The organism is Caulobacter sp. GW821-FHT09A05 (assembly GCF_059418465.1).
This window is the reverse complement of record NZ_JBWKPX010000005.1, coordinates 125,280-137,265: the sequence shown is the minus strand read 5'-3', so window position 1 is coordinate 137,265 and position 11,986 is coordinate 125,280. Positions and strand designations below refer to the sequence as shown.

General features: G+C 61.6%; 11 protein-coding genes. 7 read left to right on the top strand and 4 right to left on the bottom strand.

Features of this window, described 5'->3' with window-relative positions; all coding sequences use genetic code 11:
* Positions 1 to 76 precede the first annotated feature (76 nt).
* Both AC07NX_RS06620 and AC07NX_RS06615 read right to left on the bottom strand, forming a co-directional pair.
* Positions 77 to 628, bottom strand: coding sequence for a prepilin-type N-terminal cleavage/methylation domain-containing protein (locus AC07NX_RS06620; RefSeq protein ID WP_494640207.1), 552 nt, complete (start codon positions 626 to 628; stop codon positions 77 to 79).
* Positions 625 to 945: a hypothetical protein gene (locus tag AC07NX_RS06615; protein WP_494640206.1), complete on the bottom strand. Its 321-nt coding sequence runs from the start codon at positions 943 to 945 to the stop codon at positions 625 to 627. Before AC07NX_RS06615 ends, AC07NX_RS06620 begins: the two co-directional genes overlap by 4 nt.
* A 212-nt stretch (positions 946 to 1,157) precedes the next feature.
* Between AC07NX_RS06615 and AC07NX_RS06610 the strand changes: the two genes are divergently transcribed.
* From AC07NX_RS06610 to AC07NX_RS06590, 5 genes are all read left to right on the top strand, one after another.
* Positions 1,158 to 1,976: a hypothetical protein gene (locus tag AC07NX_RS06610; RefSeq protein WP_494640204.1), complete on the top strand. Its 819-nt coding sequence runs from the start codon at positions 1,158 to 1,160 to the stop codon at positions 1,974 to 1,976.
* A gap of 152 nt (positions 1,977 to 2,128) precedes the next feature.
* Positions 2,129 to 3,409, top strand: coding sequence for an XRE family transcriptional regulator (locus AC07NX_RS06605; RefSeq protein WP_494640203.1), 1,281 nt, complete (start codon positions 2,129 to 2,131; stop codon positions 3,407 to 3,409).
* 9 nt (positions 3,410 to 3,418) lie between these two features.
* A complete protein-coding gene (locus AC07NX_RS06600) occupies positions 3,419 to 4,555 on the top strand; it encodes a beta family protein (RefSeq protein ID WP_494640202.1) in 1,137 nt (378 codons plus the stop codon).
* Positions 4,556 to 4,771: 216 nt separating this feature from the next.
* Positions 4,772 to 5,020, top strand: a complete 249-nt coding sequence (locus AC07NX_RS06595) for a hypothetical protein (protein WP_494640200.1) — start codon at positions 4,772 to 4,774, stop codon at positions 5,018 to 5,020.
* Complete coding sequence (locus AC07NX_RS06590) at positions 5,017 to 5,448, top strand: hypothetical protein (RefSeq protein WP_494640199.1); 432 nt, start codon at positions 5,017 to 5,019, stop codon at positions 5,446 to 5,448. Before AC07NX_RS06595 ends, AC07NX_RS06590 begins: the two co-directional genes overlap by 4 nt.
* A 28-nt stretch (positions 5,449 to 5,476) precedes the next feature.
* On the opposite strand, the gene AC07NX_RS06585 is transcribed toward AC07NX_RS06590, so the two are convergent.
* Complete coding sequence (locus tag AC07NX_RS06585; RefSeq protein WP_494640198.1) at positions 5,477 to 5,677, bottom strand: helix-turn-helix transcriptional regulator; 201 nt, start codon at positions 5,675 to 5,677, stop codon at positions 5,477 to 5,479.
* A gap of 123 nt (positions 5,678 to 5,800) precedes the next feature.
* Here AC07NX_RS06585 and AC07NX_RS06580 point away from each other — a divergent pair, with 123 nt between their 5' ends.
* Positions 5,801 to 6,445: a hypothetical protein gene (locus AC07NX_RS06580; protein ID WP_494640197.1), complete on the top strand. Its 645-nt coding sequence runs from the start codon at positions 5,801 to 5,803 to the stop codon at positions 6,443 to 6,445.
* Positions 6,446 to 6,515: 70 nt separating this feature from the next.
* Here AC07NX_RS06580 and AC07NX_RS06575 read toward each other — a convergent pair whose 3' ends face one another.
* A complete protein-coding gene (locus AC07NX_RS06575; protein ID WP_494640195.1) occupies positions 6,516 to 6,890 on the bottom strand; it encodes an RHS repeat domain-containing protein in 375 nt (124 codons plus the stop codon).
* 210 nt (positions 6,891 to 7,100) lie between these two features.
* On the opposite strand from AC07NX_RS06575, the gene AC07NX_RS06570 reads away from it, so the two are divergent.
* The gene (locus tag AC07NX_RS06570) at positions 7,101 to 11,291 is read left to right on the top strand and encodes an RHS repeat domain-containing protein (protein WP_494640194.1); all 4,191 of its coding nucleotides are present in this window, start codon (positions 7,101 to 7,103) and stop codon (positions 11,289 to 11,291) included.
* Positions 11,292 to 11,986: the final 695 nt, after the last annotated feature.

The window sequence follows — 11,986 nt, the reverse complement described above, 5'->3', positions numbered from 1 at the left end:
GCCGAGGGCTCGTCATGCGTTGGCTCGCCAACGACTTGATCGCCCGGCTCCACCAGGCGCAGATCCAAGGGCGCTCTCATCGGCCTGCGGTCCGGCAAGCGCCGGCGATGGTGTCGAACTGACAATCGCGGGGCTCGCGCGGCCAGACCCGCACCACGGCCAGCGGCGCGCCGTTCGTCCCGGCGAGCACGATCGCGCGCGGCGCAAGGTCCTGGGCGTCGCCTACATCGGGCCTTGGCCATGCGACGACCTCGCCGCGGCTGTCCCTGTAGCCGAACCGCACGTGCGGCTGACGCAGGCGCAGTCGCCGCGCTGGTCCGGAACGCGCCTGCAGGATCAGCACCGTGCGCCGCCTGTCGACCTCCAACCGTGCGGTGCAGGTGGCCGGGCCGCAGGTCCCTGAAAGCCTTCGATCATCGCCGCTCAAGGTCGTCGCGTCCTGGTCGGCCAGCCAAAGACCGAGGGCGCGGTCGACGGCGCGGTCCTCGATCAGGCGTGCGGAAACGCGGTTGGAAGCCAGTTGCTGTCGGGCGATCAGGCTGGTGACCAGGCCAAGCCCTCCCAGGGCCATGCCCAGGATCGCCAGAGCCGCCAGCATCTCGGCCAGGGTGTAGCCGTCGTCGGTCATCCGGCCGCCTCGGGCAAGCAGATGTCGGCCGTGACGATGCGATAGGTCCGGCCGCTGGTCGCCTTGGCCGAGGCGACGCGCGCGCAAGGCGCGGCGAGACGGGCCGGTCCGGCGTCGGAGACATGAGCCTCGACCCGCCAGTCCAGGCCCCGGTCGCGACCGCTCCAGACCCCGGCTTGGCCGGAGGTGCGCTCCAGGCGTTCGCGCAGCAACAGTTCGGCGTCCCGGGTCTCGCCGGCCGCGCGGCTGGCGCGCATCCCAACCTGGGCCGCCATCAGGGACAGGGCCAGGCTCGAGGACAGGATGGTGACGGCCACCAGCGCGTCAACGGCCGCAAAGCCGTCCTGGCCCCGACCTGGACCTGGTTCCTGACGCATACCGCCCCACTCCGCGCCCCGACGCGCACGCCACGGAAGCCGCCCCGCCTCCAAGATCCAAGTAACACGACGGTCCGATCCCTGAACAGGCCCATCGCAACCTGTGGACGCGACAATTCGACAGCGTCTCCTTATGGTCACGATGTGGACGAATGCGGCGCGGCTCGCTACCGTTCAGCTTCATTGCACGCACCGGGTTTTTGTCGGCGATGCCAGCCGTTTCCATTTCCAGCCGCTCGTCAGCTGATCAGGACGACGTCCAGATCAGCGGCGTCGCCGCGGCGATCGCCCTGGGCGGTCATGCGATTGTCATTCTCGCCGCCCTGTTGCTGGCCGGACGTGCGCCCCTGATCGCCACAGCGCCAACCGTCGTCGGGGTAACGCTGGTCAACGGAGAGCCGGGCGCCGCCGGAGCCAGTTCGAATCGACCCGCTCTCTCCCTCCCTGCAATGGATCCCTCGTCGGAGCGATCCGATACGAGCGAGACCCTGTCGGGCGAGCGCCTTGACCGCCTAGTCGCCGCCTCCGTGGATCCGGCGGCGCGCGTCGGTGAGACGAAACGGAGCGGCCCGGGATCGGGCTCGCCTGCCGAAACAGCGGGCGCGGAGGGGGCCTCCGGCTCCAGCCGTGCGAACCAAAGTCTAGGTCCAGGCGAGGGCGCCGAGGGCGTCGATCTCTACGCCGCCGCCTCGCTGCCAAGCGTGGGCGCGCGGCCCGACGCTCCGCCTTCCGGCGACCTCTGGCACCGGGTAGCGCCTTGCTGGCGAGCGGCCGCGCCGCGGCAGGCGATCCTGCTGGTCTCGGTCCAAGCTGACGGTGGCCTAGCCGGTGCCCCGAAGGCCGTCAGACACCGCGGCGTTCCGGCCGATCCCCAGACCCTTTTAGCCGAGCGCGCCGCCGTGCGCGCCCTGCAGGCCTGTGCACCCTACGCGGGACTAGGCGGACAGCAATGGCGGGTGGAGTTTCCGTGATACCTGGCCGAGTGTGTTTGCGAACCGACAGCGGCTTTCGGTCGCCATCTAGCAGTTCGAACAGCACGCACCGCCGCTGGTCCTACGCCTCAATCGGAGCGGTCGAGGCCGTCGAAGGTGACACAACATATTTGTTGTGACATGATCGCCTGATGTTCGAGTTCAATGACATTCTCAACGAGAGGGACGCGCGGCGCGCCAAGGTCACGCTAGAAAAGGCTCGTGAGATCGCGACGCCTGCGGCGTCGCTGGAGGCAACCCGCAGTGGTCTTTCTCCCCTGATCGCTGACAAACACCGGCGAGCGATTTCGGGAATCGTGACGGAGTTGACCGGCGCGCTAGAACGGTATGAAGCCGCCAGGGCTGGCGATTTTACCGCGTTGATGGAGCAATACCGTGGCGATCCGGGCATAGCCCTGGTGATCGCCAGAATCGCTCGTAGCCTATCTCAGGGCGCTCTCGCAGAAAAGCTTGGGCTTAGAGAGCAACAGATTCAACGCTATGAGGCCGAGAGATATCGAACCATCGGGCTAGCGAATTATAGGAAGATCGCGAGCCTCTTGGGCGTGGACCTGAGAGCGTCAATAAAAGAATCGGCGGCACCGCAGTTCGCAGCGGTGAACCCCACGCCGCAACCAGACCCAAAAACGGTGAAGCGCGTGGCTGAACACGCTCGGTCCAATTGGTGGTCCGACCGTGACGTTTCCGACGAGTCGATTGTCGAATTCACGAAAGAAAGCATCGCAAAACTTGGCCAACCGGCCCTCCTACGGACTGGCTTGACCCCCAACAATGTATCCCAGGACTTTCTCCTGACTGCATGGCGCGCGCGAGTTATCGAGCGTGCCGAGCGCGAAGCGGCCAAGGGCGCGTCCACGTTCAACGTCTTGGACATCGGCTGGGTTGGCGATCTCACCCGGCTAAGCGCGCGCGACGACGGCGCCTTACTTGCTTCTCAACTACTCGGCGAAAAGGGGATCGTCTTCGTCTACGAGCCCGCTATCCAGGGCCTTCGCTTGGATGGCGCAGCAATGCTCATCGGCGGCCATCCCGTTATTGCGATGACGCTGCGGCATGATCGCATCGACAATTTCTGGTTCACACTGCTCCATGAGTTGGCTCACATTTACCTACATTTCCGTATGGGACTGTCGGTTGGTTTCTACGACGACTTGGAAGCGGTAGAGTCGGACCAAATCGAATCGGAGGCCGACGAGTTTGCCTCTGAGGCTCTAGTGCCAAGCATGCTTTGGCGAACGTCGGCCGCGCGCATCGCCAAAGACCCAGCGCCGATCGAGAAGTTTGCTGCACAGTTGGGAATACATCCGGCCATTGTTTTTGGCCGGGCGCGTATGGAGAGAAAAAACTACAGTATTTTTTCTGAAAAAGTCGGGGCGGGAAGAGTTCGTAGTCAATTCGTCAAAGAGGCGTGAAGAACGAACATGTACACTATCGGCCATCAATCATATGCGCCCGTGCTCAGGTTGAAGCAGGGCGAGTACCTTGCTCTGGCCGACTTGCGCCCAGACGTGGCGGGCCACGTCATCCCGCACCTTATCCCACCGCCGCCCAAAGAGCGGGACCCGGAGAAGGGACGCCCCCTCACCCCCGACGAGATGGTGCATGAAACGGGGCGCCGCGTTGCGCAATATTGGCCCTATCGACCTTGCTTCTTGGACCCGCGCTTTCTTTTTGAGCCCCTCGGCATCGACGGATCGGCTGCGTGGCTGACCACTCTCTTCAAGGTCGCCACCGATCGCGGCGGAAGGCCGGTGCCGATGTTCGCCCTTGATGACTACGAGGGCGACCGGTTCTCCGGTATCAGTGCCGTCATCGATGGCGTCGGTGTAGGGCTGGGCATTCGGCTTACCTTGACCGACCTTGTCGACGTCAATCTGCGGGACCGCCTCCACCAAGTCCTGCTCAAGCGAGTGCGCGCGAAGCCTGACAGCTGCACTCTCATCCTCGACATGACCGAGGCCGATCTGTCGCTACCGGATACGCACGAACTCCTCGCGGCCTTCTACATGCAGGTCATGGAAGTGGGTCTGTGGCACAGCGTCATCTTCCAGGGCACGAGCTATCCCGAGAAAAACCCCGCCGCTGCTGGCGGACAAATCGAAGTCCCACGGCTGGAATGGGCAACCTGGAAGGGGGCAGCGCTCTCGGATCCCATCGTTCAGCGAGGGTTGTTGTTCGGGGACTTTGCCGCCGACAGCGCCAAGTTCAACTTCGGAAAAGGTGGCCGAACAATTCCTCACTACCGCTATGCCGGTCCCGAGAACTGGTCCGTGGTTCGAGCACTGAAAGACGTGCCATTGCGGACGGCAATGCCGGCGCTCGCGCGGTCTCTCGTCGAGAGCGATGGCTTTGCGGGAAGAGGCTTCTCGATAGCGGATCGGATGCTCCAAGACACAGCTCTGGAACTCGGCGGCCCTGGCAATGCGACGACCTGGCGGCGCATTAATATCGGGCATCATATTACGCGGGTTGTGACTGACCTCGCCTCGCTTCTCGACTTCTCCATCATTGCTCATGTCGAAGAAACTCCCGCGCGACAGCGCTCGCTGTTCGACTGAGGCGTCAACGCCAGGGAGCAGCGAGCAACCATCAGGCCCTGTCTACAGGACGACCGCCAGGTTCGCCCCGGCCGTACGCCCAGCCCTATGCGGGCGCCGGCGATGACCTCCTCGGGATCGGCTCGGCAAGCGGGTCGGGTTGGTGAACGAGCCAGACGCACAGCTGGCCGCTCCGAACGCCACTTGCCCGGCGCGCTCTATTTTAAGAGCGCGCGGATGTTTTCGGTCGACCCGGCGTGGCTCTATGACGGCGTTGGGCTGGGACCGAGTTTGAGACACAAGGGCGGTGAGGCGGCGCTTTGGCGCGAGACTCTGATTCTGGTGGAAGACCATCTGGCTCAAAATCACCTGACGCTATCGACCCAAAGCAAGATCAAGGTCATCGATGCTATCGTCGGTCATCTGTTGGAGGGCGGATCGGCATCGAAGGGCTATATCGCCAAGATTGTGGACCTCGTGGCGTGAGCGATCATAAAGACCCGATCGTCAACCTCGCGGAAAAGCGCCCCGGGCACTTGGCCGCAGTGATCCTTCGCCAGAACCGAGGCCGGCTGGCCGAACATCGCCGCCCCGACAAGCAGGCCACGGCCGCCAAGGACTATGTCCGCGCCCGCACGTTTTTGCGCGAATTTCGATGGAATCTGACCACGTTCCTGGCGCTGCTAGTCTACATTATCCTGCTGGCGACCTTGGCGTACTTGGCCAAAGGGCCGGCCGCTCGGGATGAACTCATCCTGGCCGGTGTCACCGCCGGCGTCGCCATCATCGCCGTCATTGTCGCGTTTCGCCGTAGGGATCAGGCGCAACGACTTGTCGAGCGGGCGAACCTGGCCGCCGAGGCTCGCAAGGCGGCGGTGCTTTCTCGAACGCAGGATCTTGAATCATCAAGTTAGAGGTCGTCCCCGTTCGCGCACGGGCGCATTACTTGCGCAGCAAATCGGCAGGCTCGACTCCTAGCGCCACGGCCAATTCGTAGAGCGTCACGACAGTGGGATTGCGTCGTCCCAGTTCCAGGCCGCTGATGTATTGCTGAGCCAACCCGGAAAGCTCCGCGAAGCGTTCCTGGGTCAAATCCTTCTCCAGTCTCAGCCTGCGGACGTTCGAGCCGACGGTGCGACGCATGTCCATGCGCCGACCATTGGCCGAGCCCCAGGGCTTGGTTTATCAACTATATTATGTAAAGCGGTCCCGCGGCGCGATCGACCCGGTTGGCCGCGAGCGGATTGGTTTCCAGGAACGGGCAAGGTGTTGGATAGCGGCAGTGTTTCAGCCAACGTCGATATGACGCTGAGGATCGACGAGGAGACGATGGCCGCCCTCATTCAAGAGGGCATGCTGATGAACGACGGCGATGTCGACAGCACGATCCGGCGCCGGCTCCAGGAAGGCGTGGGTATGGCGAGAATCATGGGGTCTCGGGACCTGAAGCTCCGGCCTATCCACAAGAACGCTTTCAGCTTTCCGCTGGCGCTTGATCCTCAGCTCATCAAAGATCTCAATCAACTCACCGAGGAATGGGGATATGACCGAGACGTTGTCATCGCCACCATCCTGTCTGATGGCATATGCAAGCCGCTGGATGTCGTCGTCCGTGAACGTCAGGCGGCGCCGGCGTTCGAACACGAGGTTCGCCGCGAACCGGGCAAGGGCAACATCTATCCCGTCGAATTGCTGATGCCGGGTTACCAGCTGGTTTTCGTGCGGATGCTGGCAGGGCACTTCGTCGATCGCGCCTTGGTGCTCGAGGAGGCGCTGCTCGCCCTCGCGCGCAAGATCGTCCGAGGGGACCCCGTTCTTGGCGCGCCGGTTTCGGCTGAGGCCTTCAGTTTCGCACAGCGGATGGTGAGTTTTGCACCTCGCGACGGAAATGCGAGAGCCAGGGCCTGGTGAAGATCCGATCGGCCCGACTTGGCGCTCCGCCGCCCGAAACGATCTACTTTACGCTATTTGACCGCCTAAACTACCGAAGTGTCTGCGCCGTCGAACTGCTCGCCGATCCGCGCTGGCCGCCGATGTTCTGACGAGTATCCAGGTCCTTGTTGGCGTAGATCTGTGCTGCCGGGGTGCCGGTCAGCGCATTCTCGCCCGCTTCGACCACCTTCGCTTCAGACGTAGGGACGTTAAGCGCAATGGCCCCCGTGGCCGACATGTTGGTGCGATTGGCCGCAGCGTCATAGGTGTAGATGACGGTACGCCCCGCCGTGCTGCTCACCCCGACCAACTGGCCAAACACGTCATAGGTGTAGGTGGTCGTGCTCGCGGCCGTTGCGGCCATTGGGAGCGAGAATGCGGCCAGCGTTAGGCCGGCGATCATGCTTTTGCGGACTATGAACATCGCTTCCCCTCGACAATGGCTCGCGTCAGCCTTCCACGAGGTGGCGCGACGCTCAATAGAAAATCGCGTTCTGAAAAATTCCCCGAAAAGTTGCTCTCTCTAAGATTGCCTTTCTCGAATTGGCGCCTCAGGCTCAAGCTTGAGACGGCGAGGTTTGTCCCTGGCGACTGCCAGGACGTTCACTGCCAGGACGTTCATGGTGGGGGATCAATGAAGCTTGGCCTTTCGCGGCTTGTCAGCCTGAGCGCGCTGCTGTGCGCATCGACCTGCATTCCGGGCTTTGCCTTGGCCCAGATCACCCCCGTCCCGCCCGTGCGCTCGGTAGTCGACCAGAATGGCGTCGATTTGATCTCGGGCAAGTGGCTTTCTCCGACCATTTCGCTAAGCATTGGCGACTCCGTTCATGGTCTGCACTACGAACGTGGTGTCAGCATATACCGTTCGAATTTCAGCGGAGGCGTTAAGAACTCGGGCGCGACCTACACCGTGGCCGTCGGCCAAAGCGCTGAAATCTTCACCCTGTCCGGCGGCGTCTATACGCCCGCTGAAGCGCGGGGTTCCTCGCTTACCTATAATGCGACAAGCCAGGAATATACCTATCGTACCGCTTCGGGTTCCGTAGCGATCTTCTCCAAGTCGCTGGGAATTGGAGGGAGCTATAACCAAGGGATCATCACGTCGCTGACGAATCCTTCGGGAGTCAAGCAGACTTACGGCTACGTTTCCGTTCCGACCACCTCTGGCTCAACCACCATGGTTCCGGTGCTGGTATCCGTGGCGAATAACTTTGGATATCAAATCCAATTCACCCTGCTTATCGACGCCAATCACCAGACGATCGACGATAGCATTTCCACTACCAAGATCGTGGCATTCAACAGCGCCGTCGAGAGCTGCGCGCCGACCAACTACAATTGTACTCTATCCAGTTCCTGGCCGAGCTTGACATTCGGCAGTGGCGAAGGACCGACCGATTGGATCTCGACCATAACCGATCAAGCTGGCCGCACGTTGCAGATTCTTACGCCGAAAGGATCTCCTTCAGGCTCCACCACGACCAGGACTTATCGTCGTCCCGATAGCGCGGATGTGATTTACACCACCAGTCTGAACGGCGCCTATCTTTACTCCGTCACAACCGGAACCAGCACTTGGACCTATGGCTCCAGCGCGAGCGGCCCCGGACTTGCGATTACGGACCCTCTTGGCCATCAAAGGATCGTCGTTTCCGATGCGACCAAGATGCTGGTGCTGTCGGACACTGACGCTCTAAATCACACGACCAGCTACGCCTACGACACCAACAATCGCCTGCACCAGGTCACTCAGCCAGAAGGCAACTCCACCGTTTACGACTATGATGCACGCGGCAATGTCACAACATTGACCGAGGTGGCCAAGCCCGGTTCGGGCTTGGCCAACATCGTCACCACGACCGGCTACGACGCCACCTGCGCCAATGTGGTCAAATGCAATCTGCCTAACTGGACCAAGGATGCGCTGGGCAACCAGACCGACTACACCTATGACGCCACGCACGGCGGCCTGACCTCGATCACCTTGCCCGCGCCGACGGCCGGTGCGGTGCGGCCCGAGACCCGCGTCGCCTACAACCAATTCTATGCCTGGTACAAGAATAGCGCCGGCGTGCTCAGCCAGGCGCCGACGCCAATCTATCTGCCGACGTCGACTTCGACCTGCGTAAGCGCCACGCCCTGCGCGGGTGCCGCCTCGGAGGTCAAGACGACCGTCGCCTATGGCACGGCCGGCGTCGCTAATAACTTGATGCCCACCTCCACGACATCTGGGGCGGGGGATGGATCGCTGACCGCCACTACGACACTGACCTATACGAACTTCGGCGAGGTCGAGACAGTCGACGGCCCCCTGGCCGGAACCGCGGACACCACCCGCTACCGCTACAACATTGCTCGCCAACTGGTCGGCGTGATCGGCCCCGACCCTGACGGCAGCGGTGCCCTGAAGAACCGCGCCGTGCGAACAAGTTATGACGGCGTCGGTCGCCCGACGGTGCAGGAGGTCGGCGCGGTCAACAGCCAGTCCGACGCCGACTGGGCGACAATGGTCGTGCTGCAACAGAGCTTGACGACCTACGACCTGATGGGCCGCGCCGTCTACCAAGGTTTCAATTCGGGGGGCGCCACCCAAGCTGTCGCCCAGTACAGCTACGATAACGCCAATCGGCTGACATGCGCTACGCAGAGGATGAATCCGGCGGTCTTTGGTTCGTTGCCGGCCTCGGCCTGTAGTCTTGGAACGCAAGGCACCGACGGTCCCGATCGGATCACCTACAACACCTACGACAACGCCGACCGAGTGCTGAAGACGACGACCGGCTATGGCACGGCGTCGCCGCGCGACGAAGGCGTGTTCACCTACAGCAACAACGGCCAGACGCAGACCGCCGCCGACGGCAAAGGAAACCTGACGACCTACGAGTACGACGGGTTCGATCGGTTGACCAAGCTCCGCTACCCCAACGCCTCTGGCGGCGGCAGTTCGACGACGGATTTTTTGAGTTATGCCTACAACGCAGCCGGCAACATCATCCAGGCGACCAATCGCGGGACGACGACAAACTACAGCTACGACGCGCTGAACCGCCTGACCTACAAGGACAACACGCCAGGCTGGTACTACTACGACAACCTGGGTCGTCCGACCTACACCTACTCCGGCACCTCGGCCGAGAAGGTCATCGCCTACTACTATGACGGTCTGGGTCGGCCGTCGACGACCTACGACTATCGCGGCGGGACCTGGTACCCGACCACGACCAGCTACGACCTAGCGAGCCGACTTACCCAATTGCAGTGGCAGGACGGATTCTATGTCAACTACGACTACAACGCCGCTGGCCAAGTAACGGGCATTCGTGAGAACGGCAGCCTCCAATTGGCAACCTATGCGTATGACGATTTGGGCCGGCGAACGGCGAGCTATCGTGGGAACGGCGCCCAGAGCTTCTACAATTACGATGCGGCCGGCCGGCTGGGCACCCTGACCCTCGATTTGGCCGGTACCGCCCAGGATCAAGCTTACAGCTACGGCTACACCGCCACCGGCCAGATCAAGAGCCGGGTGTCGACCAACGACGCCTATCTCTGGACCAGCGGCACGACTGTAAGCCGGCCCTACACGATCAACGGGCTCAATCAAGCGACCATGTCCGGAGGAGTGGCACTGTCCTACGACGGGCGCGGCAATCTGACCGGCGATGGCGCGACGGGCTTTGCCTATGACGCCGGCAGCCGCCTGACGGGCGCGTCTGGCGCCAGCAGCACAGCCTTGACCTACGATCCACTTGGTCGCCTTGGCCAAGTCGCGGGCTCAGCCACCACCCAATTTGTCTATACGGGCTCGAATCTGATCGCGGAATTGGATGGTTCCAACAACGTGCTGCGGCGCTACGTGCCGGGCCCGGGAACCGACGAGCCGTTGTTGTGGTACGAAGGCGCCGGCGTCAGCGACCGCCGCTTCCTGCTGCCCGACGAGCGCGGCTCGATCGTGGCGGTGACCAATGGTTCGGGTGCCGCCACCACGATCAACGCCTATGACGAATACGGCGTGCCCAAGGCCGGAAACCAGGGCCGCTATCAGTACACCGGCCAGACCTTCATCGCAGAACTGGGCATCTACAACTACAAAGCCCGGATGTATTCGCCGACCCTGGGGCGCTTTATGCAAACCGACCCTATCGGCTATGGCGATGGAATGAACTGGTATGCGTATGTGGGCAATGATCCCGTGAACCTGGTCGATCCGTCAGGCACGGAATGCATGGATATACCTACCCGGCCGGATCTGCCAGGCGGGGGATGCTATGGCGAAACCCACGTCACCTTCCTGCCGAGCTACTTCTCTTCTGGTTCGGTTTTAAAGCCGATATCCCTGGGATTGGGAGGCGGCGGAAGAGCAGGTTCGGGCCAGACTGTCGGACCTTGGGTTCCCTATTGCCGCAACGTCGCCTACGGGCATTTCACACTTATGTCGACGTTTGATAGATTCTACGTATCGGGCAATGGCGCGACGCAGGTGGGCGACGGCATGACTTTCGAAGACTATTCGGCACCGGCGACCCAGCCCACGCAGCCGAATCAGACGCCTCGTGGTCAAAGACCTTCCGGAGGATCACGTAGTCTGGGAAAGGGCGGTAGCTTGCCCTTACCAAACTTTGGCGGGAGTCTGATCGTATTTTTTCAGCGCGTTGATCGTTTGCCGTTTTGGACCACGAACGTCACCGTACCTACTCTTTCCGCACCTTGGGTGAAGCCCCTCGAGGTGGGCGTGCGGCCTGGACTTTATAATATTTATGTCGGTCCGTTTCCTCCGCTGAGCGACACCGACTACAATGGGACGGCAACCATATGCAACTACTGAGAATTTCGAGTGTGCATGCCTTTGAAGCATTCAATGTTGCCGGGTTGCAAGGCGCAAACGGATCAGATCGGCGGCGGTTTGGACGCCCATGAAATCCGACGAGCCCCCCGGTTGATGGATCTAAGCCACCTTGTTCGAGCGATCCATGCGTCGCGGTCTCGAGAAAGCTGTTCGACACTGATACGCATGGGTTCTTGTCACAGGAAATCGGGCAGGCTTAGGCATTCCATCGTCCGGAAACGAATATTTGAGATGACGAGCTACTGAGCCTGAACGTGTCGCCGAACACGACGGCGGTACCGTGTATTTCTAATGGAGGTTGGAATGAAGCGTCTTATCGGGCTCGGGCTAACGTTATCGCTAGTAACGGGTTGCTCAGCGCCTCTGCCGAAAGGTCCAGAGAGTGAATGGTCGAGGTTGCGCATGGGGATGGATTACCAGTCAGTAGTTGCTATTGTCGGCCCACCCACCCGCAAACTCCGTGCAGGAGAAAGACTAGAGGGATCGATTGTGCCCCAAAGTTCAGGCGAGGTTTATATCTGGCGGGTGGGCAACGAGCTTAGGAGCGCCTCGTTCTTCGATGATCACCTGAACGGCATTTCGTCCGGTCCACCTCCAGCTGACTGCTGTTAGTCCGCTGACCCACTTCTGCGAAATTGAAAAGGTCTACTTTTCGGAACCTAGAGTCTCGCGCG